Genomic DNA, 21,926 nt, shown 5'->3' with positions numbered 1-21,926 from the left:
AGCGGTTTGCTTCAATGGCTACTTCCGGATTTTCCGTAGGAAAATCCGCTGTTGAATGGAATGTTTTGTTATATTTGTAATGGCTTGGTGTTGGCTCAACGCCACTGAGAGCAAGCCGCAGAACGTTGTATACAATATATTTTCCGAACTTACGCTGAACGATTCTCTCCTATTTTTACGAAAGAAATTTATTGAAATTGTTACCGAAAAATTTTGCGTGAAAATTGAAAACCGAACCGAACTTTGTCGATAATTTTTGTGCTGAAATTACGTTTTAGGGAAAATACGCTGTAAAATGAAAACCTGAAACCAAACTTTGCGTGAAAATATGCTGTGTGTGACAATACGAACTTTGCGTTGAGTTTTATTTTTAAGTTCCGAAAATATTATACTGTATACAACAGCGGTTTAAAAATATGGCTGGTTTCGGGAAAATCCGAAATGAAACGATTGTTTAATTTAAAGTTTTGGTTATATTTGTGAAGGCTTGGTGTTGCATTTTTGCCACATTTTTAAGCCGCGAAACGTTGGCGGTAATTTTACAGGAACTCGGAGAAATCAAAATAGACATAACACTATGAATACTAATAATTTTTACTCAGAAAAAAGAACTGTTTTAAATTGTAAATTTTAATTAATATGAAAGCTATCAATACTAGCAGCATTGCTACTACATTTTTTTTATTACTAATTATAGTGTTCAACTCTTGTAGCGATGACACAGATTATGTTCCTCCAACTCTAGATAACTTTCCAACAACCGGATTACTGGGACAATCTTTATTGATTCAAGTAAAAAATATAGAACCAAACCAAATACAAGTCTTTTTTGATTCAGAAGAAGCCGAAGTAAATTATGTTTCTGATGAAGAGATTATGGTGGTTGTACCTAGAACCATTACAACAAATACACCAACACTCAAGGTTATCGATTTAAACGAAAACAAAACAATACTGAATACAACTTTTTCTTTAAAAACGCCAATAATCAATAGCTATAGTAGTGATAACATAACTTTTAATGAGACGTTATCCTTATACGGTGAAAACTTTGATTTTCTTGATGATTTTGTATCTGTATCCGTTAATAATATAAATGCAACTATTATAAGTGTTGCGTATGATAAAATCGAAATACAGATACCTTCTGAAATTACTGCTTCAGAATTACAAATCAAAGTTAGGGCACAATTACAAGAAGTATCTTCAACTGTGTCTTTACATTTAAAAAATCCTTTAATTAATGGAATTCAAAATACTACAGCATGGATTACATCTGAATTGATAGTAAACGGACAAAATTTTAATCCTAATTATGAATTTGGAGAAGTATATGTTAACGGTATCCGTTGTTATTTTTCATCTTCTAACAATCAATTAAGTATTACAATTCCTCCTGGACCATATCAGGATTTTAAAATTACAAATGTTACCTATAAAACCGCTGGACTAACTTTTAGCTATGATTGTAATATCCCTATACAAAATGATGCTATCTTGGTCGATCATATAGATAATCATAGATTAGAACATACTATTTTTGAACACAACGGAAAAGCGTATCAATTTGCATACGAGACAAATAATAATTTTACTGCTCCACGAATCTATAGTATATTTGAATTTTCACCAACAACAGAAAAATGGACTAAATTAACAACTTTCAATTATTCTGGATTTATAAATGATGCGGTCTATGATGGAAATGGATCGGTATATCTTTATAAATACATTCCAAATTCAGAATCCTATGCACTCACAAAATTAAACATGAATAATTTTAGTGAAGTAGCATTAAGTTTGCCTTCAACAGAAAGAATTATCAATCCAATACTCTTTGCATTTCAAGATAACCTCTATATGCTTAGTGGTTTAAATAATACAAATGGAGCGGTAACTGTGCGTAATCAAAAATATAAATATTCAAGTACAACAAATACATGGTTGCAGCTTTCAAATTCTGCTTTTTCAGATTTACCTCTTGTAAGTTCTCAAGGTTCGGGAAAATGCACCTATTTATTCCATGGTAACAACATTTATTTTTCCTATGGAATTACTGACGTAACTTATAAAATCAGTTCAAGTCTTGCTGTTAACACTTATGCTCATACCTTTAGTTTTGAACATTCAAATGCCATTATCGGCAAACAATTAAACTATAATCAATTTTTTTTTAATATCATTACCCAACAATCTGCACCTATAACTAACGATAACTTGTTTGACTACGGCAACAGTTTTTTTACATTAAACAATGAAATTTATTATATAAGAAATAGTTGGACTTCTTATTATCAAAACACATTTTATACACAAAAATTAAGAAAACAAATTATCAATGGAATTCTTTAAAAAACAATATCAGATACTTACTGTAGTTGCATTTATTCTACTTGGATGCAGTAGTGATGACGAACAAAATACTACATTAGAAATAAAAGTTACAAATTTTGAAACTTCTTACAGTCAGGTAAAACTTAATTGGGAATTAGTAAGACCTAATGGAATTATTATTGATGACTTATTAATATACAGACAATCGAAAAATAATGCTACTGATAGTGATCCGTTAGAGCTTGTTGCAAATCTTCCTTCTAATGAAACTACATTCACCGATACTGATGTACCTTATAAAACAGAAGTAACCTACACTATAAAAATTAATTATACTGACCAAAGAATAACCCCAACAAACCCAATAGTCCCATTAAGTCTAGAAAGTGAACAAAAAAAGTTTATTCGAGATATTGTAACCTTTGATATAGTTCCGTTTCAAGTAAAAAAAGATCCTATTCTTATTGATGAATTTCATATTTTAGATCGACAAGGAAACGGTGCTTTGAAACGGTATAATGGTTCTCAGAACCAGCTTACCAAAACAAGACAATTTACCAATGGCAGTTTATTAAATAATAAGTTTCATATTATTAACAATACCGATCTTTATATAGCTGACACACAAGGTAAAATTTCTAAAATAAATACTGAAAATTATACAACTTCGGCTATTTACAACACAGTCATCATCGATAACTTAAATGCATTTGCGGTCGATGGAGATAGAATTTATTATCAAGATGAAGAAATATGGTGGTATTACAACACTTTTAATGGCACATCAGAGAACACTGGTATTGCTTCTTCTGCAAACTATGTAGAAACATTAAGTGATAATAACTTCTTGTTCTTGTATGGTGGTGGTGCAGATATTCGTAACTATAATCCTAGTAATTGCAATACTTCTAATTGCTTCCCCGATTTTGGAGCTGGTACTCAAGGTGCAATTTTACCTAATAATACATTTGATCCAAATATTTTTTCTTGGAACACTTCCAAATCAAAATTTATTACCTCAATAGACGGACGCATTTTCAATCTATCTAATTTTCAAGAGGAAATAAAGTTAAATGATATTACTGGGAAGAAATATTTTCAGTTTGTATTTGATAATGACAACAATATTTATGCAACAGTACAAAATGAAAAAAAAATACATAAATTCAACACAAACTATGAGTTCATTGAAATTATTGACACCAAATTATATCCTTTATTCCCAATGCTTACAAGTAACGGTTTAAAAGTGATTGGAAGTTACGAACCAGTTACATATTGGAGTTTTGGGTATGGAAATAGTTTCAATTTCAATGTAAAATGCGCCATTGAAACATTTTAATAAAAAATTTAAAAAAATTCTGCCTTTAACTCAGGAAAATAATACAAATGTTTTACTTAAAAAACTAATTTAGCAAATTGCTACGGAAAAACAATTGAGTTAGTGTTACCTAAAGGGTGGAAAATCCTAGACAGACTTGAAATTGATGAAAGATTCATACAAACTTACATTTATCCAGACAAGAGTTACCTATCAATTTTGTATGGAGATGTAGAATTTCATAAACAAAAAATTGTAAAGGAAAATGAATTTGCAAGAGAAGAGAACTACAATGGATTTTCAATAATTTATGGAAATGTAAAATCTAACCGAAAAGAAGAATTTGATGCTGCATTAAATCTTATGAAAAAATAAAACCAGTGCACAACAGCGGTTTGCTTCAATGGCTACTTCAGGATTTTCCTACGGAAAATTCGCTGCTTAATGGAATATTCTTATGAATAATGACTTAAAAATATTAATTCGCTATTATTTCAAGTTACATTAAAAAAAGCTGTTTATGGCTACTCGCCATTTTTAAAGTATAACAAAAAAAGCCAGAACTTACATTCTGGCTTTTCTATTTTTTTAAACTATATTCTTATTCCAATACAAAAGAAACTGATACATTTGAAATTATCTCAATTTCTCCAATTGCAAGAGTTTCTTGAGGCATTGCGCTTCCATCAGCCATTGCCATTGTTTTCATTTCGGCATACACTGGTCGTGGGTAATTAGTAAATGAGTTGTCTGAAATTACTAAAGCCTTCCCTACTTTTTGCCCTGCTAAAACTGAAACGTAATCTTCAGCTTTTTGCTTAGCATCTAACATGGCTTTTTTACGCGCTTGGCTTTCGTATTCTTTAATTTTAGACGATTTGAATTCTACGCCTTGAATCGAATTGATACCACTATCTACCAAATCCATCATTAACTTATCGTATTTAGACAAATCTTTCAAATGAATTGAAATGGTTTGATTGGCTACATAATTGTATTTTTTAGTGTTATAATCGTAGTTTTTGTACAAATTCACACGTTGCGTTTGATAATCGGCTGTTGGAATTCCGCGTTGTTTGATTAATTTCAACACTTTATCTACAATTTCGTCGTTTTTCTTTTTTACTTCGGCTGCTTCTTTACCTGTGTTTTCTACGGCAACTGTAATTATCGCTTCGTCTGGAGTTACTTTGATTTTTCCTTCGCCAGAAACACTAATTTGTGGAACTGTTTTTACTTCTTGTGCTTGTACCATACCTGCTGAGAATAATAGTATCATTACTAACTTTTTCATAATCTTAATATTTTAATAATTTATAGTTTTCAAGTATTGTGCCAAAAATGAATTCATTTAAATTTTCTTCAATTTAGCCATGATAAATAAAATTACAATAGGAACCAATAATGCTATTACTGTTTTTGATTCCTCGGTAATTAAAAAAGGAAATTTTGCTAATGTAATTCCAAATCCGCCAATAGCACCACCAAAATGCGCTACGTGACCAATATTATCGCTCTTTGCTTTCATTCCGTAAATTGAAAATAGCAAATAAGCAAATCCGAAAATATAACCTGGAATAATTCCGTACATATACAAATTAGGTTCTAATAAAATGGCACTGTATATAATTCCCATTACCGCGCCTGAAGCTCCTACTGCTCGATAATAGTAATCATCTTTATGAAAATATAAGGTAAGTAAATTTCCCCCTATTAAACTTCCAAAATATAAATACGCAAAATACATTGCTCCAACAATATTAATTACATAAGGAGCAAACATATAAAGGGTAAACATATTGAAAGCCAAATGCATTAAATCGACATGTAGAAATCCAGATGAAAACATTCTAAACTGTTCGCCAGAACGGATGCTTCCGATGTGAAATTCGTACTTTCTAAAAAAATGGGTATCGTTAAAGGCTTTGAAACTAATTAAACCATTAGCCGCTAGAATCACTAATAAAACAATGTTCATAAAGTTTTTTTTGTAAATTTAGGAATACTTTGTCAAATTTACTTCCAACTAAAAAGGTATATTTGTAAAAAATTTCACGAATGCAGTTATTAGTCTACATACTTATCTATCCGATTTTATGGATAATATCTATTCTACCGTTCCCTATATTCTATTTACTTTCTGATTTTGTATATTTTATAACCTATTACATCATTGGTTACAGAAAAAAAGTAGTTAGAGCAAACATTAAATTAGCCTTACCTCATTTATCTGAAGCTGAAAGATTAAAAATTGAAAAGAAATTTTATAGTCACATGTGCGACATGTTTTTAGAGATGATTAAAACCATTTCTATATCTCAAAAAGAAATTGAAAAACGATTTACTTTTAGCAACATGGAGGTGTATTATGATTTGGAGAAAAAAAATAAAAGTATTGCCTTAATGTGCGCGCATTATGCGAGTTACGAATGGGTTGTTTCCATGAATTACCACATTCACTGCAAAGGAATTGGGATTTATAAAAAATTAGCGAATCCGTATTTTGATAAATTGGTAAAGCGTATACGTTCTAAATTTAAAGCGGAATTGATTACAACTAAAGAAACAATTCCTACCATTGCAGATAATCACAAAAATAACGTGTTAAGTTTATACGGATTTGCAAGTGATCAATCGCCAAAACCTAATTCTGCTTATCACTGGGCGCCTTTTATGGGACATATTGTTCCTGTGCATACGGGTGCCGAAATGTTAGCCAAACGTTTTGATATGAATGTGATTTTTCTTAGAACTAAAAAAATAAAACGTGGTTATTATCAAGCAAGCTTTGAAGTACTTTCGGAAGACGTAAAATCGGTTCCTAATTATGAGATTACTGATAAATTCTTGAAGTTAGTAGAAGAACAAATCTACGAAGCACCCGAATTTTATTTATGGACACATAAAAGATGGAAACATACAAAAGAAAAAGCTCAGTAAAAACTGAGCTTTTTCTTTTTATAAATTAAACCAATTGTGAACCATTTCTTTGATTTCACCTTTGGCATTTTTGTGAACAAATTCATTGGTTTTTGGATTGTATTCGTAATCAATTCCCCATTCTTTATGATTAGCCGCTAATGCTTTGATGTTTTCGCAAACAAATTCAATTTCATCTGTTGTAGTCGTTGGGTGAATTGACATACGAATCCATCCTGGTTTTTGAATTAAATCGCCTGAGGAAATTTTACAAACTAAATCGTGCGAAGTTTCTTGATCTACGTGTAACAAATAATGTCCGTAAGTTCCCGCACAACTGCATCCGCCACGCGTTTGAATTCCAAATTTATCATTCAATAATTTTACACCTAAATTGTAATGTAAATCATCAATGTAAAACGAAATTACTCCTAACCTATCTTGGTGTTGATTTGCCAAAATATGTAAATTATCAATCGAATTTAGTTCCGAAAAAATGTAATCTACTAACTCATGTTCTCTATCTAAAATATTCTGAACGCCCATTTTTTCTTTCAACTGAATCGCCAAAGCGGTTTTCATTACCTGCAAGAAGCCTGGAGTTCCACCATCTTCTCTATCTTCGATATTGTCGATGTATTTGTGCTCGCCCCAAGGATTTGTCCAACTTACAGTTCCTCCACCTGGACAATCTGGAACGTTGTTTTTGTATAAATCTTTATTGAAAATCAAAACTCCTGAAGTTCCAGGACCACCTAAAAATTTATGAGGTGAAAAGAAAATCGCATCCAAATAACTTTCCGAATCTTCTGGATGCATATTAATATTCACATACGGACCCGAACAAGCGAAATCTACAAAGCAAACACCGTTGTTTTGGTGCATTAATTTTGCCACTTCATGATACGGAGTTCTAATTCCTGTTACGTTTGAACAAGACGTTATTGAAGCTATTTTAAAACTTCTGTCTTTGTATTTTTCTAGTAAATTCTTTAATTCATTAATGCATAACAAACCGTTTTCATCGGCTGGAATTACTACTACATCAGCAATGGTTTCTAACCAAGAGGTTTGATTGGAATGGTGTTCCATGTGCGAAATAAAAACGATTGGTTTCAACTCGTTTGGAATAGCAGTAAACTCTTTTAAGTTTTCTGGAATACGAAGTCCTAAAATACGTTGGAATTTATTCACTACACCTGTCATTCCAGTTCCATCGGTAATTAAAATATCCGAATCAGACGCGTTTACATGATGTTTAATAATATGACGTGCTTCATGATACGCCATTGTCATTGCGGTTCCTGTAACTGAAGTTTCGGTATGCGTATTGGCAACAAACGGACCAAAATCATTCATTAATTTCTCTTCAATTGGGCGATATAATCTTCCGCTGGCTGTCCAATCGGTATAAATGATTTTCTTTTCCCCAAAAGGCGATTGAAAACTTTGATTGATTCCAATTATATCCTTTCTGAACTCCTCAAAGTAACATTCTAATTGGGTTTTAGTTGTTGTAGTTGACATGCGTTGTATTTTATTTATTCTTTTGTTTGTCTTTCGTATAAAACCGTTTCTACTGTTTCAAAATCAGTTGGTTTTCCTTCTGAGACAAAATATTTTATTAAAACTTGACCCCATAAATCACCACATGAAAATTCGGCAATAATCCATCTGTGATTCAGAATTTTTGATGTATTAATCAAAAACGGAACGCCATCAATTGGTTCATAAGGAACAAGCGGATTTCCTTTTTTATTTTCGTTTAAACTAATCAAATCTTCTTTAACTTTTACAGCAACTTTTTGATAATCTAAATTGTTAGAAAAGAAATATTCTTGCGCATCTTCGTCACTTTCCAAAGCAAAATAATTAGCATTAGCTAAAGTGGCAACAGAATCTCTCGACGTTTTTAAATTTGCTTTTACTTTTAGTACTTCTTTGTCTTTAGCGTCTAATATTTTGGTAGAATTCACATATTGGAATACATTAAACAATAACGAGAAAATCAAAGCATACAAAATTACGTTCTTCATAAGTATTAAATATTAATTTCTAAATTATCATAAGCTACAAACACATTTTCTGGCAATTTCTTTTGAATTTCTTTATGAAAACCAAACAAATGGCTGATATGTGTTAAATAAGTTGTTTTTGGACGCACCAAAGATATGAAATGTAAAACTTCTTCTAAATTAAAATGTGTTGCATGTGGTTCTTCTCGCAAGCAATTCACTACCAAAACCTTACAATCTTGAATTTTCTCGATTTCAGAAGCTTCCATTGTTTTCACATCTGTCAAATACACAAAATCTTGAATTCGGTATCCAAAAACTTGTAACGAACCATGATAAGCATTTACAGGAATAACAACTTCATCATTCACCAAAAACGAATGGTTATTAATTACTTCATTTTCAGAAACTGAAGGCGCTCCTGGATATTTATTTTCGGTTTGAAAAATATAATCAAATCGTCGTTCTAAATTCTTCAAAACACGTTCATGAGCATAAATCGCAATTGCTCCTTGTTTAAAAAAGAACGGGCGAATATCATCTAAACCAGCAGTATGATCGGCATGTTCGTGTGTAAATAATAATCCGTCAATTTTAGAACATTTAGAATTTAGCATTTGCTGTCTAAAATCGGGACCACAATCTATAACAATAGAAGTATTCTCGGTTTCAATCCATACTGAAACACGCAATCTGTTGTCTTTTTTATCCGTACTCAAGCACACCGAATGATGACTTCCAATTACTGGAATTCCTTGAGAGGTTCCTGTTCCTAAAAAATAAATTTTCAAAGCCTTATCTTTTGCACAAAAATAACAATAATTATGGTAGTTTTTATAAAATGATTAACTTTGCCATTGGAGACTATTTTTTCCAAAGTACCCCAAAAATTATTTTAATGAAAAGCATGGTTACAGATATTAAAGTTCGTGGAGACAGAGAGATAGAGCAAATTCCTTCTATTAAAGATAAAGCATTAAGAATTAATCTTAATGAAAACATCTATGGAACGTTTGCTGAGATTGGAGCAGGACAAGAAACAGTACGTAACTTTTTTAGAGCTGGCGCCTCGTCTGGAACTATTGCAAAGGCAATGTCAGCATACGATAAAGACTTTAGTGATGCTATTTATGGTGTTGAAGAAGATGGTCGTTATGTAACGGAAAGTCGCTTAAAAAAGATGTTGTCTCATGAAATTAATTTGGTAGAACAACGTTTAAGCCGAGACAAACATCCTAATAAATTATTTTTTAGTTATGCCAATACTGTAGCAACTATTGATTTTGCTAAACAGTTTAAAGGACATGGTTGGGTTGGAATCGTGTATCAAGTTGAACCAGACGAAGATTATAACGAAATTACATTACACATTCGTTTTAAAGAAAATGACGCCAAATTACAACAAGAAACGCTAGGAATCCTTGGTGTAAACTTAATTTATGGTGCTTTTTATAAATACAACGACCCAAAAAAATTACTTCGTTACTTATATGACCATTTAGATAAAGACCAATTAGAAATCGACACGATTAACTTTTCTGGACCTCGCTTTGCGAATGTAGACAATCGTTTGATGAGTTTACAATTAGTTAAAAATGGAATGACGGATGCCGTTATGTTTGGTCCTGATGGAAAAAACATACTTCCAGCAGCTGTTTTGTATAAGAAAAATATTCTAGCGTTAAGAGGAAGTTTTAGACCTGTTACAAAGGTAAACATGAACATGTACAAGAAATCTTATGAGATGTTCATTCAGGAAAACAAAGTTGATAAAGAAAATACTTTCGTTGTCTTTGAAATCACACTTTCCAACTTAAAAGCAGAAGGTGAAATTGACGAACGCGATTTCTTAGACAGAGCCGAATTACTATGTAAATTAGGGCAAACTGTAATGATTTCGAACTTCCAAGAATATTTCAAAGTTGTGGAATACTTCTCTAACTATTCGAAAGCTAGAATGGGATTAGCCATGGGAGTTAATAATTTAATTGAAATTTTTGACGAAAAGTACTACCGCCATTTATCAGGAGGAATTTTAGAAGCTTTTGGAAAATTATTCTATCGCGATTTAAAAGTGTATCTATATCCTATGAAAGATAATAATGGTAACATCATTACTTCAGAAAACTTAAAAGTACATCCTAGAATGAAAGAATTGTACAAATTCTTTAAATTCAACGGAAAAGTTATTGATATCAAAGATTTTGATGAAAAAAACTTAGATATTTTCTCAAGAAAAATTTTAAAAATGATTTGCCGAGGAGAATCAGGTTGGGAAGATATGCTTCCGGAAGGAACTGCTGATATCATTAAAAATGAAAAATTATTCTCTTACGCTTGCGAAGTCGATTTTAAAGAAAAAGAAGCTGAAGAAATTAACTAATACTGAAAATCACTCCTAAAAAGAGTGATTTTTCATTTCACAAAACAATCCACATGAACATTCGTCTTTTAACTATCGGAAAAACAGATAATAAAGCGCTTCAAACTTTGATTGATGATTATACCAAGCGTTTGTCGTTTTACGTGAAATTTGATTTGGAAATCATTCCCGATATCAAAAACGTAAAGAATTTATCTGAAGCCCAACAAAAAGAAAAAGAAGGCGAATTGATTTTATCCAAAATCACACCAACCGACCAATTAATTCTACTCGATGAAAACGGAAAAACATACAGCAGTGTAGGTTTCTCCGATTTTTTACAAAAGAAAATGAATGCCGGAATTAAAACGTTAGTATTCGTAATCGGTGGTCCATACGGATTTAGCGAAACCGTTTACCAAAAAGCACAAGGAAAAGTCTCGTTATCCGAAATGACGTTTTCGCATCAAATGGTACGCTTATTTGTCATCGAGCAAATTTATAGAGGGTTCACGATTTTGAGAAACGAGCCGTATCATCATCAGTAGCGAGTTGCGAGTTAAGAGTTTCAAATTGTGAAATTAGCTTTGCCAAGAAAAATGTACTTCATAAAATCAATTAACTCAATTAAAAAACTCCCAACTTCCAACTCCTAACTCAAAACTCTTCTAAAGCTTACATCCACATTCAGGCAACTTCTTCTCATCATAAACGAACTCAAAAGAAGACAATTGAATTTCACTATTCGTTGCTTTCCATGCCAAAATTTTATTTTGAATGTATTGGTCGTACGTTAAGCGATTGTCAAAATTCAAATGTAGCATCGTGATTTTTCCATCACTTGTAAAGTCAGCAAAGTCTCTGATAAAATCGATAAATTCTTCTCTTGAAACATCGTTTCCATCAACAGTAATTTTGTTGTCTTTATTGAAATTTACGGTGAAATTGTGGTAGTTTCTATAGTGTTCCGCGTGTTTTTTAATGAAAAACTTAGAAAAATGTTTGCTATACTTGAACTCTACGTCCGTAAAAGGAAAAAAAGCCAAATTCTTAGCCACGCTATCTGAATAGGTGAAAACGTTCATAGTTCCTTCTTTCGAATGCGAACTGCGCTTCTTTTTGTCTTGTAAATTCATCACTTCTGGAATGACTAATTTCAATGGCAAACGTTTGTCGATATTAAAAACCCAATTGGTTGAAGAAATTGAATTTTTACGATTCACTTCTACAATCGTATCTAATTTCTCTTTGCCATCTGGATTCTCTTCTGTTTTAAAAAACATATAAATAGGAGAATGATCGGTCATTTCTTTTAAAACTGAAACACTTTCTTGAGGTAACAATACTTCTTCGTTATTACACGAAAACAAACCCATTAAGACAACAATAGCAACTAATTTCTTCATTCTTTATTTTAATTTACTAACTAATTTTATACACTCAACCGCTTCTTTAACATCATGAACTCGGAGAATTTTAGCTCCTTTTTGTAACGCGATTGTATTCAAAACCGAAGTCCCATTCAACGCTTCTTGTGGCGAATTTTCCAATACTTTATAAATCATTGATTTTCTGGAAACTCCGGCTAACAATGGTAATTCTAACATCGAAAACAATTCCATTTTATGTAATACTTCGTAATTTTGTTCTACAGTTTTGGCAAAACCAAATCCAGGATCAATCACAATATCCGAAATTCCAAAACTTCTCGCCTTTTGAATTCGCTCCGAAAAATAGAAAATCATTTCTTTCACAATGTCTTCGTAATCGGTTAGACTTTGCATCGTTTGCGGATTGCCTCGCATGTGCATCATGATATACGGCACTTTCAATTCGGCAACGGTTTCCAACATTTTATCATCTAACAAACCTGCTGCAATGTCATTTACCATCGCAACTCCATTTTCTACTGAAGCTTTCGCAACTTGAGCTCGAAATGTATCTACCGATAAAATAATATTGGAAAACGTTTCAACCAATGATTTCACAATCGGAACCAGACGTTTGATTTCTTCTTCTTCCGAGACAAATTCGGCACTTGGCTTACTCGAATAAGCTCCAATATCAATAAAATCAGCTCCTTCCGAAAGCATTTTGTCAACCTGATGAATAATCGAATTGATTTCTTTGTGCTTGCCACCATCGTAAAACGAATTGGGCGTCACATTCAAAATCCCCATTACTTTTGGAGTTGATAAATCGATTAAATTTCCGTTGCAATTGATATTCATCTTAATTTGTATTTCTTTTCACTTTTCACTTTTCACTTTTCACTTAAATGATTACTTTTGAAAATTCTCACACAAATATAAAGCAAATAATGTCGAATACTTCTCAACAATATGATAAAGTTATAGCGGTTTGTCGCGATTTATTTTCCAAAAAAGCACACGATTATGGCACTGCATGGCGTATTTTACGTTTGCCTTCTTTAACTGATCAAATTTTCATTAAAGCGCAAAGAATTCGTAGTTTACAAGAAAATGAGATTCGAAAAGTGGACGAAGGTGAAGCTTCAGAATTCATTGGAATTATCAATTATTGTGCGATGGCATTGATTCAAATGGAAAAAGGAGTTGCAAGTCAACCTGATATGTCAGCTGATGAAGCGGTGCGCTTATACGATGAAAAAATCGCAGAAACTAAAGCCTTAATGGAAAACAAAAATCATGATTATGGCGAAGCTTGGCGCGATATGCGAATCAGTTCGTTAACCGATTTAATCATTCAAAAGTTACTTCGCGTGAAGCAAATTGAAGATAACAAAGGAAAAACTTTAGTTTCAGAAGGAATTGACGCCAATTACCAAGACATGATTAACTATTCGGTTTTCGCCTTGATTTTAATGGAAAATAAATAACAAGTCGTTAACACATTACCTTTTTTGTAAGTTGTATTTTTATCAAAAATCAAAAAAAGCATGAAAAAAGAAAACTTAAGTTGGATTTTACGCCTAATTATTTCTGCCTTATTTATTGTTTCGGCTGTAGCCAAATTATATCCTTCACCTTATTTTGCGATATCCACTTTTGAAGTAAAACAATTGTATCCATTAGGATTTTCAGAAGGTTTTGCTCCTTATTTCTCAAGAATTTTAATCGGAATTGAATTTGCATTAGGAATTGCTATTTTATTAAAAGATTACTTGAAAAAAATCACGATTCCAGCTACGATTTTATTATTGGCGGTATTTACGATTCATTTGAGTTACACTACGTTTGCAAGTGGAAATGCAGGAAACTGTGGTTGTTTTGGAGAATTAATTCCTATGACACCAGTAGAAGCCATCATTAAAAATATCATTGCGATAGGATTGTTAGTTTGGTTATTCAAAATATTACCTGCTGATGGAAAATCGAATTTTTGGTTGTTGAAATCGGTTGCTTTAGGCTGTATTTTAGGACTTTTCATGTTGGCTCCTATTCGCCCGGTTGCAGAAGTTATTGAAGAACCCACTTCTGAAATTCAAGACAATTTAGGCGTTATTGCGGATTCTAGCGCTTTATTAACTGTTGAAGAACCAAAAGCTGAAATAGTAAAAGATACTATTAAAAAAGTGGAAGAAAAGAAAACCGAAGACACTCCTAAAAAAGTAAAATCGGGTTACGAGAAATATTTCCCAGGAATTGATACTGATAAAAAAATTCTGTGCTATTTTGTTCCAGGTTGCGACCATTGTATGGATACCGCAAAAGAATTGAACGAAATGCGTAAAAAAGATAAGAACTTCCCTCCTGTTTACGTAATTTTCATGAACGAAGAACCAGAGAAAATTCCAACCTTCTTTGAATTCGCAGGAACGAAATTCCCATATAAAATGATTGATGTAATTCCGTTTTGGACCGAATTAGGAACAGGAAGAGATACTCCTGGAGTGAAATATTTATGGAATGGTAATGAATTCAAATACTACGACGGCATCAATGAAAATAAATTCAACGGAACTGAATTCAAAAAATTAATTAAAAAACCGTATTCGGAATTAAAAAAATAAGCTATGAAAAAAATATTCGTTTTAGCAACCATGCTAATCAGCACTTTAGGTTGTGCTCAAAAAGAAGAAAGTACATTTAAAAAAGAAAGTCTTGACTACGTTTTAAAAACAACTGAAGACAAACCAATTACTTTTCAAGAAATAGTAAAAAAACATGAAGGAAAGACTATATTTATAGAACTTTGGGCTTCATGGTGTTCAGATTGTATCAAAGCAATGCCAGAAGTAAAAAAATTAAACCAAGCTTATGGAAAAGACGTTGTTTTTGTAAACTTATCCTTTGACAAAACATTTGAAAAATGGATTCAAGGAATCGAAAAACATGAAGTGGAAGGTGAGAATTATTTCATTGGTGATAATATGAAAGGAACATTTGGAAAATCATTAGATGTAGATTGGATTCCAAGATATTTAATAGTAGACAAAACTGGTAAAATTGTTTTATACAGAGCCATAGAAAAAGATTTTGACAAAATAAAAGAGGTATTAAACAAGGTTAAATAAATAGTCGAATCTTCGCAAACCTTTGCGTAAATTTATTACAATGAGGTGACCAAAAAATACTAATTAAACAAACAAATTAGTACTTTTGAAATTATTAAAAATGAAATTTCAATGAGAAAAAATATCGTTGCCGGAAACTGGAAAATGCACAAAACTCAAAAAGAAACAGTTGCATTATTAGAAGAAATTATAGCAAAAAAACCAAATACTACTACTGAAATTATTGTAGCTCCAACGTTTGTCAACTTGTCAAAAGCAGTTGAAATTACGAATGGAAAAGGAATTACAGTAGCCGCACAAAACATGCATCAAGCGGAAGGTGGTGCTTTTACAGGCGAAATTGCAGCTTCTATGTTAACAGATATCGACGTAAACACAGTAATCTTAGGACACAGTGAAAGACGTGCCTATTTTCATGAAACAAATGCTTTGTTAGCTAGTAAAGTCGATACGGCTTTAAAACATGAAATGCGAGTTATTTTTTGTTTTGGTGAAGAGTTAAAAGACCGCCAAAATGACAATCATTTTAATGTCGTAGAATACCAATTACGCGATGGTTTATTCCATTTAGAGAAGAAAGATTGGGCGAATATTGTATTGGCTTACGAACCGGTTTGGGCAATTGGAACAGGTGAAACCGCTTCACCAGAACAAGCGCAAGAAATGCATAAATTCATTAGAACTTTAGTTGAAAAAGTTTACGGTTTTGACATTGCAGACAACTTAACCATTTTATACGGAGGAAGTGTAAAACCAGATAACGCCAAAGAAATCTTCTCAAAACCTGATGTCGATGGTGGATTAATTGGTGGTGCCGCTTTAAAAGCAGATGACTTTTTGGCTATTGTGAATGGGTTTTAATTAAGTTATGAAATTGAAATTAATTTACCTTTTCCTTTTTTTTAGCTCCGTTATTTTGGGACAAGAAATTCCAGAAACAAAAAAAGGTTTTATTACACTAACAACGAATCAAAAATACGAGTTTACCAATTTAAAGACGGTAAATAATCAGGTTACTTTTATAAATGTCGCAACGAAATCTGAGTTTATCTATTTCAAAAATGCAGTAAAATTAGTTGTTGACGAACAAGAGAATGTAGTTTACAAAAGTCAACAATTTCAAGAAGAAGAAAGAATAAAAAAAGAAAAAGGTTTAACAGAAAAACCTAAAGAAATTCTTTTCAAAGCAAATTATCCTGACGGAATTTATTACACGAAAGAAGACTTTATAAAAAAAACGCCGAATGAAAATCCTAAAATTTTCGCAAAAGATTTAACGGATTACGAAGATGAAGAGCTTGAATCTATCGAAGATCATTGTTATTTCTATTATAAAGTTTCTGAAAAAAAGATAAAAAAAGTTTTTGCGATTTCTTACAAAGGTTATTTGTACTTTCAAATTAAGGCCGTTATTGCAATTTCTAACAGAAATAAAAATGATAATGCACAAACAAATGATTTACCACATAGTTTTACAAGAGTCATAAAAGGTGGAGATAACTATTTTTATGCTGAAATGGATTTAGCAAACATTTGGGCTCAAGGTGCTGCATTTGGTCTTGGTGGGGCATCTGGTTACACTCTTGCGCAAGAAATGATTAATAAAAAAGGAATAGTTTGGGATTTCAAAAACAAAGAATTCAATATTTTTAAAAGTTGTAAAGATTACAATCGTTTTATCGAAAAAATTCATCCCGAAAGTGTTCAAAAATGTGAGAATCAACAACCCGATATTACAGAAATTCGAAAAACTATAGACATTATAAAATAAAACTTGGCTCCGATACTTCTCGGAGTTTTTTATTAAATTTGATTCAAACAACATTTCAATGAATCCAGAAATCTCTAGATACAATAACTCTCAATCAGAAGAAGATCGGTTAATCAGTAATTCATTAGCAGAACAAATCAACTTGCATTTACCCGAAGCTGAAAATAAAATTTGGCACGCGCATCCTGTTTGGTTTTTAGAAGGGAATCCGATTGTAGGGTACAGCAAACAAAAGAAAGGCATTCGATTGATGTTTTGGAGTGGAAAATCGTTTGAAGAGACTAAACTCAACGTTTTAGGAGGTAAATTTCAAGACGCTTCTATTTTTTATAATTCCGTTAATGAAATTAATAGTGCTGATTTAAAAATTTGGTTTCAAAAAGCAAAAGAAATTCAGTGGGATTACAAGAATATTGTAAAGCGAAAAGGAGTTTTGGAAAGGTTGAAGTAAAAAAAAAAAATGAAATGAGAAATGATTTTGAATTAAAAAAATTTAACGAAGAATTAAACAATTCTTTTAATGATCAAACATTTGGTTTTAGAGATAACTATATTATTTCAAAAATTGAAAAATCGATATCTTTTACAGTATTTATTAGAAAAGAGAAAATTGGACTAAAATATCCCTTCAAAAATATTAATCAAGATAAAATCGATGCATTAACAACATTAATCAGTGAAATTCATTCTGACTTTAAGCATAAAAAATATAAAACATCTCCATATAATAACTATTCTATTTGGGAATTAAATACGGAAGAATTGAAAAATAATGAAATAATAGATTTAATTAAAAAAATAAAAATGCATTTTTTATAATTTATAACCCATAAAAAACTCCGATTTTCATCGGAGTTTTTTTATTGATTCATCGAAATTAAAAATTCTTCGTTGTTTCTGGTTTTCTTAAATCGGTCGTGGATAAAATCCATAGCTTCTACTGGGTTCATATCGGCTAAGTATTTTCTCATGATCCACATTCTTTGAATGGTGTTTTCGTCTAACAACAAGTCATCACGACGCGTACTTGAAGAAACCAGGTCGATTGCAGGGAAAATACGTTTGTTGGCAATTCTTCTGTCCAACTGTAATTCCATATTTCCTGTTCCTTTAAATTCCTCAAAGATAACTTCATCCATTTTAGAACCGGTTTCTGTTAATGCGGTTGCAATGATACTTAGCGAACCACCATTTTCTACATTACGAGCCGCTCCAAAGAAACGTTTTGGTTTTTGTAATGCATTCGCATCAACACCACCACTCAATACTTTTCCTGAAGCTGGTTGAACTGTATTGTAAGCTCTAGCTAAACGTGTAATCGAGTCTAATAAAATCACTACATCGTGACCACATTCTACTAAACGTTTTGCTTTTTCTAATACGATATTAGCAATCTTAACGTGCTCTTGTGGCTCTCTGTCGAAAGTTGAAGCAATTACTTCACCACGAACACTACGTTGCATATCGGTTACCTCTTCTGGACGTTCATCAATTAATAAAACAATTAGATAAACTTCTGGATGATTAGCCGCAATAGCATTAGCAACATCTTTTAACAACATAGTTTTACCCGTTTTTGGTTGGGCTACAATCATACCACGTTGCCCTTTTCCAATTGGCGAAAACAAATCAATAATACGAGTCGAAACTGTACTATTACGTTCTGCTAAATTGAATTTTTCTGTTGGAAAAACTGGCGTTAAATGTTCAAAAGAAATTCTATCACGCACAACTTGTGGGTCGTGACCGTTGATTTTTAATACTTTTACTAATGGGAAGTACTTTTCTCCTTCTTTTGGAGGTCGTACTACTCCTTTTACCGTATCACCTGTTTTTAATCCGAATAAACGAATTTCAGACGTTGATAAATAAATATCATCTGGAGACGCTAAATAATTGTAATCTGAAGAACGTAAAAATCCGTAACCATCAGGCATCATTTCTAAAACGCCTTCACTTTCAATAATTCCGTCGAACTCATAATCAGGCTCTCTAAAATTTTGCTTTTTGTTTTGATGTGGATTTTTGTTGGTGTTTGTAGTGTTCCCGTTGTTTCCATTACTTCCTTCGGTAGGATTACTTTTTTTGTAATCAGGATGGTTGGGGTTATTTTGGTTTGCCTTATGATTTGGATTTCTAGGCAAATTTTTATCATTCTGAGAAGTTTCTGTAGTAGTCACTTCTTTTACAGGTTTTTCAATTTTAGCTACATCTTCGTTAGTAGCTTCTTTATTTGGTAAAGGTTTCTTATTTTTAAAATCTTTACGAGGTAGCTTATCATTTGGCTTTGGTGAAACTGCTTTGGTTTCAGCAGATTTGATTTCTTCTTCTACTTTTTCAGTTACTTTAGGAACAATATCTTCTGGTAAATCTTTCAAAGGTTTTGAAAACAAGTCTTTTTTGATTTTTGGCGCTTGGTTAACTTCTTTTTTTGGAGTAATTCGCGCTCTTTTTTCTTTCGGTTGCTCAGTAGGCTGTTCAGGAGCTAAATCTGATTTAATAACTTCTGGTTTAGCTGCTTGCAAATCTAAAATCATATATACCAAATCGTCTTTTTTTAGCGAACGGTATTTATTGATTTTCGCAACTTTTGCAATCTCTTGCAAATCAGAGAGTTTCATCTCCTTTAATACTTCAATATCAAACATGGATATAAGTTGAATAAAATTGTTGATAGGGTTAAAACAAAAAAATGATAGATTTTTTTTGAGGTGTAAGGTGTCGCAGAATGAAGTACTTACGACTAATACAATGCAATAATACGAATAAATTTGAATATAACAATAGTTTTAATTGAAAAGAAATACTATTTTTGCTCAACAAATCAATTCAAAATGATACAAAGAATTCAAACGGTTTATATGGCTATCAGCGCTATTGCGATGGGTGCTTTGCCATTTGTGTTTTCTTTATGGACAACAACCGATAAAAAAGAAGTGTTTTTTACTTCTTCTTTATTGTATATCATTTTTTTCGTGGTTTCAGCTTTATTAGCGGTTTTTAGTATTATCAATTTTAAAAAGAGACAACATCAATTTGTGTTAAACAGATTGAACATGATATTTAACTTTATTTTACTAGGATTTTTTGTGTATCGCTCGCTAAACTTATCCGGAGAAACTATAGTTTCAGAGAAGGGTATTGGGATGTTTCTTCCTGCAATTTCTATCGTTTTATTAGTCTTGGCCAACAAGGCAATTAAAAAGGACGAAGATCTCGTAAAATCTGTTGATCGATTACGATAAACCTATCATCTTAGTTTATTAGTGCGAAGAAAAAATCCGAAGCGAAAGTTTCGGATTTTTTTGTTTATTTAAACTGAAAACTGCGACTGAATACTGAACACTATTTCTTCCCAAGCTCAATAATTTCCAAACTCTGGATTTTATCTCCATCGATTTCAAAGCGTAACATCGTTCTTACTTGATGAAAACCATATTTTCCACAAGCACCTGGATTCATGTGTAATAAATTCAATTTTTTATCGAATTGCACTTTTAGAATATGCGAATGACCACAAATGAATAACTTAGGAGGATTTTTAGTGATTTCAGCTCGAATTGCTGGGTTGTATTTATCAGGATAACCGCCAATATGCGTAATCCAAACCTCCACTCCTTCACAGAAAAAACGATTGTTTAAAGGGAACTCCATTCGAGCTTTATCATCGTCAATATTACCATAAACGCCTCGAAGTGGTTTCAACTTTTTTATCGCATCAGTAACTGCTAAATCGCCAATATCGCCTGCGTGCCAAACTTCATCGGCTTGGTTGACGTATTTCAAAATGGCATCATCAATGTGACTGTGCGTGTCGGATAACAATAGAATTTTCTTCATAAGACAAAATTAAGTTTTTATTATCATAATTTGAAAGGAACTTTACTTTTGAATTTTGTAAATTTGCAAGCTATTTAAGAAAACCGAACACCTAATTTTGAGATATTTCATAGAATTTGCCTACAACGGAAAAAACTTCCACGGATTTCAGAGTCAGCCTGACGCCGCTTCGGTACAGGAAACTTTGGAGAAGGCACTTTCTACCCTTTTCAGAGAAACTATCGCTATTGTAGGTGCTGGAAGAACGGATTCGGGTGTGCATGCCAAGCAAATGTATGCGCATTTTGAAACCGAATTGGAATTGGATTCCGACTATTGGACACACAAATTGAATTCGTTTTTACCGCCGTCGATTGTAGTGTATCATATTTTTAAAGTAGCGGATGATGCGCATGCACGTTTTGATGCGACTTCGAGAACTTACGAATATTACATGCACACTTTTAAAGATGCGTTTATTACTGATGGAAGTTGGTATCATTCGCATCATTTGGATTTGGATAAAATGAATGAAGCATGTAAAATCTTATTCGAATACATTGATTTTGAGTGTTTTTCGAAAGTACATACCGATGTGAATACGTTTAATTGTAAAATTTCGGAAGCGCATTGGAAACAATCGGGAAATCAGCTTATCTTTACCATCACCGCCGATCGATTTTTGCGTAATATGGTAAGAGCGATTGTAGGAACTATGGTTAACATTGGTTTAGGCAAAATAGAAGTCGCTGATTTAAGAACGATTATCGAAAGTAAAAACAGAGGAAAAGCCGGATTTTCAGTTCCAGCACACGGATTGTATTTGGTGAATGTTAGATATCCTTATATCAAAGAAAGAAAATAGATTTTAGAAAATAGAACACAGA

At 32.2% G+C, this 21,926-nt stretch carries 24 protein-coding genes; 15 read left to right on the top strand and 9 right to left on the bottom strand.

Annotated elements, in window-relative coordinates; all coding sequences use genetic code 11:
* The first annotated feature begins 639 nt into the window (after positions 1 to 639).
* The 3 genes from B0I03_RS11660 to B0I03_RS11650 all read left to right on the top strand — a co-directional run bounded on the left by B0I03_RS11660 (position 640) and on the right by B0I03_RS11650 (position 4,030).
* On the top strand, positions 640 to 2,352 hold the full coding sequence (locus tag B0I03_RS11660) for an IPT/TIG domain-containing protein (protein WP_111567612.1): 1,713 nt from the start codon (positions 640 to 642) through the stop codon (positions 2,350 to 2,352).
* Entirely contained in the window at positions 2,339 to 3,676 is a 1,338-nt protein-coding gene (locus B0I03_RS11655; RefSeq protein ID WP_111567611.1) for a hypothetical protein, read from the top strand. The genes B0I03_RS11660 and B0I03_RS11655 overlap by 14 nt, the downstream gene beginning before the upstream one ends.
* A gap of 102 nt (positions 3,677 to 3,778) precedes the next feature.
* Entirely contained in the window at positions 3,779 to 4,030 is a 252-nt protein-coding gene (locus B0I03_RS11650; protein WP_111567610.1) for a hypothetical protein, read from the top strand.
* A 226-nt stretch (positions 4,031 to 4,256) separates the two neighbouring features.
* On the opposite strand, the gene B0I03_RS11645 is transcribed toward B0I03_RS11650, so the two are convergent.
* Together B0I03_RS11645 and B0I03_RS11640 are read right to left on the bottom strand one after the other, a co-directional pair.
* Positions 4,257 to 4,949 (bottom strand): SIMPL domain-containing protein, encoded by a 693-nt coding sequence (locus B0I03_RS11645; protein ID WP_111567609.1) that lies wholly within the window; start codon positions 4,947 to 4,949, stop codon positions 4,257 to 4,259.
* 57 nt (positions 4,950 to 5,006) lie between these two features.
* Positions 5,007 to 5,633, bottom strand: a complete 627-nt coding sequence (locus B0I03_RS11640) for a rhomboid family intramembrane serine protease (RefSeq protein ID WP_111567608.1) — start codon at positions 5,631 to 5,633, stop codon at positions 5,007 to 5,009.
* A gap of 80 nt (positions 5,634 to 5,713) precedes the next feature.
* Between B0I03_RS11640 and B0I03_RS11635 the strand changes: the two genes are divergently transcribed.
* Positions 5,714 to 6,595, top strand: coding sequence for a lysophospholipid acyltransferase family protein (locus B0I03_RS11635; protein ID WP_111567607.1), 882 nt, complete (start codon positions 5,714 to 5,716; stop codon positions 6,593 to 6,595).
* 18 nt (positions 6,596 to 6,613) lie between these two features.
* On the opposite strand, the gene B0I03_RS11630 is transcribed toward B0I03_RS11635, so the two are convergent.
* From B0I03_RS11630 to B0I03_RS11620, 3 genes are read right to left on the bottom strand one after another with little or no spacing between them, the layout of a single operon-like run.
* Positions 6,614 to 8,101 carry an aminotransferase class V-fold PLP-dependent enzyme gene (locus B0I03_RS11630; protein ID WP_111567606.1) on the bottom strand — a complete coding sequence of 496 codons (1,488 nt, stop codon included), beginning with the start codon at positions 8,099 to 8,101 and terminating at the stop codon, positions 6,614 to 6,616.
* Between the two features lie 14 nt (positions 8,102 to 8,115).
* Positions 8,116 to 8,610 carry a hydrolase gene (locus B0I03_RS11625; RefSeq protein ID WP_245903032.1) on the bottom strand — a complete coding sequence of 165 codons (495 nt, stop codon included), beginning with the start codon at positions 8,608 to 8,610 and terminating at the stop codon, positions 8,116 to 8,118.
* A 5-nt stretch (positions 8,611 to 8,615) separates the two neighbouring features.
* The gene (locus B0I03_RS11620) at positions 8,616 to 9,380 is read right to left on the bottom strand and encodes an MBL fold metallo-hydrolase (RefSeq protein WP_111567605.1); all 765 of its coding nucleotides are present in this window, start codon (positions 9,378 to 9,380) and stop codon (positions 8,616 to 8,618) included.
* Between the two features lie 116 nt (positions 9,381 to 9,496).
* On the opposite strand from B0I03_RS11620, the gene B0I03_RS11615 reads away from it, so the two are divergent.
* Both B0I03_RS11615 and rlmH read left to right on the top strand, forming a co-directional pair.
* On the top strand, positions 9,497 to 10,972 hold the full coding sequence (locus tag B0I03_RS11615; RefSeq protein ID WP_181452392.1) for a TonB-dependent receptor: 1,476 nt from the start codon (positions 9,497 to 9,499) through the stop codon (positions 10,970 to 10,972).
* A gap of 53 nt (positions 10,973 to 11,025) precedes the next feature.
* On the top strand, positions 11,026 to 11,499 hold the full coding sequence (rlmH, locus tag B0I03_RS11610) for a 23S rRNA (pseudouridine(1915)-N(3))-methyltransferase RlmH (RefSeq protein WP_111567604.1): 474 nt from the start codon (positions 11,026 to 11,028) through the stop codon (positions 11,497 to 11,499).
* A gap of 120 nt (positions 11,500 to 11,619) precedes the next feature.
* Here rlmH and B0I03_RS11605 read toward each other — a convergent pair whose 3' ends face one another.
* On the bottom strand, positions 11,620 to 12,357 hold the full coding sequence (locus tag B0I03_RS11605) for a hypothetical protein (protein WP_111567603.1): 738 nt from the start codon (positions 12,355 to 12,357) through the stop codon (positions 11,620 to 11,622).
* Between the two features lie 3 nt (positions 12,358 to 12,360).
* A complete protein-coding gene (folP, locus tag B0I03_RS11600; protein WP_111567602.1) occupies positions 12,361 to 13,182 on the bottom strand; it encodes a dihydropteroate synthase in 822 nt (273 codons plus the stop codon).
* Positions 13,183 to 13,271: 89 nt separating this feature from the next.
* Between folP and B0I03_RS11595 the strand changes: the two genes are divergently transcribed.
* The 7 genes from B0I03_RS11595 (at position 13,272) to B0I03_RS11565 (ending at position 18,039) form a co-directional block, all read left to right on the top strand.
* A complete protein-coding gene (locus B0I03_RS11595; protein WP_111567601.1) occupies positions 13,272 to 13,811 on the top strand; it encodes a DUF1599 domain-containing protein in 540 nt (179 codons plus the stop codon).
* A gap of 60 nt (positions 13,812 to 13,871) precedes the next feature.
* Positions 13,872 to 14,945, top strand: coding sequence for a DoxX family protein (locus B0I03_RS11590; protein ID WP_111567600.1), 1,074 nt, complete (start codon positions 13,872 to 13,874; stop codon positions 14,943 to 14,945).
* Between the two features lie 3 nt (positions 14,946 to 14,948).
* On the top strand, positions 14,949 to 15,449 hold the full coding sequence (locus B0I03_RS11585) for a TlpA family protein disulfide reductase (RefSeq protein ID WP_111567599.1): 501 nt from the start codon (positions 14,949 to 14,951) through the stop codon (positions 15,447 to 15,449).
* A gap of 111 nt (positions 15,450 to 15,560) precedes the next feature.
* Positions 15,561 to 16,310 carry a triose-phosphate isomerase gene (tpiA, locus tag B0I03_RS11580; RefSeq protein WP_111567598.1) on the top strand — a complete coding sequence of 250 codons (750 nt, stop codon included), beginning with the start codon at positions 15,561 to 15,563 and terminating at the stop codon, positions 16,308 to 16,310.
* Positions 16,311 to 16,365: 55 nt separating this feature from the next.
* On the top strand, positions 16,366 to 17,220 hold the full coding sequence (locus B0I03_RS11575) for a hypothetical protein (RefSeq protein ID WP_146603296.1): 855 nt from the start codon (positions 16,366 to 16,368) through the stop codon (positions 17,218 to 17,220).
* A 58-nt stretch (positions 17,221 to 17,278) separates the two neighbouring features.
* The gene (locus B0I03_RS11570; protein ID WP_111567596.1) at positions 17,279 to 17,671 is read left to right on the top strand and encodes a DUF1801 domain-containing protein; all 393 of its coding nucleotides are present in this window, start codon (positions 17,279 to 17,281) and stop codon (positions 17,669 to 17,671) included.
* On the top strand, positions 17,617 to 18,039 hold the full coding sequence (locus B0I03_RS11565) for a hypothetical protein (RefSeq protein WP_181452390.1): 423 nt from the start codon (positions 17,617 to 17,619) through the stop codon (positions 18,037 to 18,039). The genes B0I03_RS11570 and B0I03_RS11565 overlap by 55 nt, the downstream gene beginning before the upstream one ends.
* 41 nt (positions 18,040 to 18,080) lie before the next feature.
* Here the strand turns inward: B0I03_RS11565 and rho are convergent, their stop codons facing one another.
* The gene (gene rho / locus B0I03_RS11560; protein WP_111567594.1) at positions 18,081 to 19,868 is read right to left on the bottom strand and encodes a transcription termination factor Rho; all 1,788 of its coding nucleotides are present in this window, start codon (positions 19,866 to 19,868) and stop codon (positions 18,081 to 18,083) included.
* A 186-nt stretch (positions 19,869 to 20,054) separates the two neighbouring features.
* Here rho and B0I03_RS11555 point away from each other — a divergent pair, with 186 nt between their 5' ends.
* Positions 20,055 to 20,465, top strand: a complete 411-nt coding sequence (locus B0I03_RS11555; protein WP_111567593.1) for a DUF4293 domain-containing protein — start codon at positions 20,055 to 20,057, stop codon at positions 20,463 to 20,465.
* Positions 20,466 to 20,565: 100 nt separating this feature from the next.
* On the opposite strand, the gene B0I03_RS11550 is transcribed toward B0I03_RS11555, so the two are convergent.
* On the bottom strand, positions 20,566 to 21,060 hold the full coding sequence (locus B0I03_RS11550) for a metallophosphoesterase family protein (protein ID WP_111567592.1): 495 nt from the start codon (positions 21,058 to 21,060) through the stop codon (positions 20,566 to 20,568).
* Positions 21,061 to 21,157: 97 nt separating this feature from the next.
* Between B0I03_RS11550 and truA the strand changes: the two genes are divergently transcribed.
* On the top strand, positions 21,158 to 21,904 hold the full coding sequence (gene truA / locus B0I03_RS11545; protein WP_111567591.1) for a tRNA pseudouridine(38-40) synthase TruA: 747 nt from the start codon (positions 21,158 to 21,160) through the stop codon (positions 21,902 to 21,904).
* Positions 21,905 to 21,926 lie beyond the last annotated feature (22 nt).

Origin of the sequence: Flavobacterium aquaticum (genome assembly GCF_003259835.1) — a bacterium.
GTDB classification, from domain to species: domain Bacteria; phylum Bacteroidota; class Bacteroidia; order Flavobacteriales; family Flavobacteriaceae; genus Flavobacterium; species Flavobacterium aquaticum.
This window is presented reverse-complemented; position numbering and strand designations above follow the sequence as displayed.

Excerpts from the sequence above, each read along its gene's own strand:
- B0I03_RS11660 (WP_111567612.1), top strand. The coding sequence starts at position 640 with ATGAAAGCTATCAATACTAGCAGCATTGCTACTACATTTTTTTTATTA.
- B0I03_RS11655 (WP_111567611.1), top strand. The coding sequence starts at position 2,339 with ATGGAATTCTTTAAAAAACAATATCAGATACTTACTGTAGTTGCATTT.
- B0I03_RS11645 (WP_111567609.1), bottom strand. The coding sequence starts at position 4,949 with ATGAAAAAGTTAGTAATGATACTATTATTCTCAGCAGGTATGGTACAA.
- B0I03_RS11640 (WP_111567608.1), bottom strand. The coding sequence starts at position 5,633 with ATGAACATTGTTTTATTAGTGATTCTAGCGGCTAATGGTTTAATTAGT.
- B0I03_RS11635 (WP_111567607.1), top strand. The coding sequence starts at position 5,714 with ATGCAGTTATTAGTCTACATACTTATCTATCCGATTTTATGGATAATA.
- B0I03_RS11630 (WP_111567606.1), bottom strand. The coding sequence starts at position 8,101 with ATGTCAACTACAACAACTAAAACCCAATTAGAATGTTACTTTGAGGAG.
- B0I03_RS11625 (WP_245903032.1), bottom strand. The coding sequence starts at position 8,610 with ATGAAGAACGTAATTTTGTATGCTTTGATTTTCTCGTTATTGTTTAAT.
- B0I03_RS11615 (WP_181452392.1), top strand. The coding sequence starts at position 9,497 with ATGGTTACAGATATTAAAGTTCGTGGAGACAGAGAGATAGAGCAAATT.
- rlmH (WP_111567604.1), top strand. The coding sequence starts at position 11,026 with ATGAACATTCGTCTTTTAACTATCGGAAAAACAGATAATAAAGCGCTT.
- B0I03_RS11605 (WP_111567603.1), bottom strand. The coding sequence starts at position 12,357 with ATGAAGAAATTAGTTGCTATTGTTGTCTTAATGGGTTTGTTTTCGTGT.
- folP (WP_111567602.1), bottom strand. The coding sequence starts at position 13,182 with ATGAATATCAATTGCAACGGAAATTTAATCGATTTATCAACTCCAAAA.
- B0I03_RS11595 (WP_111567601.1), top strand. The coding sequence starts at position 13,272 with ATGTCGAATACTTCTCAACAATATGATAAAGTTATAGCGGTTTGTCGC.
- B0I03_RS11590 (WP_111567600.1), top strand. The coding sequence starts at position 13,872 with ATGAAAAAAGAAAACTTAAGTTGGATTTTACGCCTAATTATTTCTGCC.
- B0I03_RS11585 (WP_111567599.1), top strand. The coding sequence starts at position 14,949 with ATGAAAAAAATATTCGTTTTAGCAACCATGCTAATCAGCACTTTAGGT.
- tpiA (WP_111567598.1), top strand. The coding sequence starts at position 15,561 with ATGAGAAAAAATATCGTTGCCGGAAACTGGAAAATGCACAAAACTCAA.
- B0I03_RS11570 (WP_111567596.1), top strand. The coding sequence starts at position 17,279 with ATGAATCCAGAAATCTCTAGATACAATAACTCTCAATCAGAAGAAGAT.
- rho (WP_111567594.1), bottom strand. The coding sequence starts at position 19,868 with ATGTTTGATATTGAAGTATTAAAGGAGATGAAACTCTCTGATTTGCAA.
- B0I03_RS11555 (WP_111567593.1), top strand. The coding sequence starts at position 20,055 with ATGATACAAAGAATTCAAACGGTTTATATGGCTATCAGCGCTATTGCG.
- B0I03_RS11550 (WP_111567592.1), bottom strand. The coding sequence starts at position 21,060 with ATGAAGAAAATTCTATTGTTATCCGACACGCACAGTCACATTGATGAT.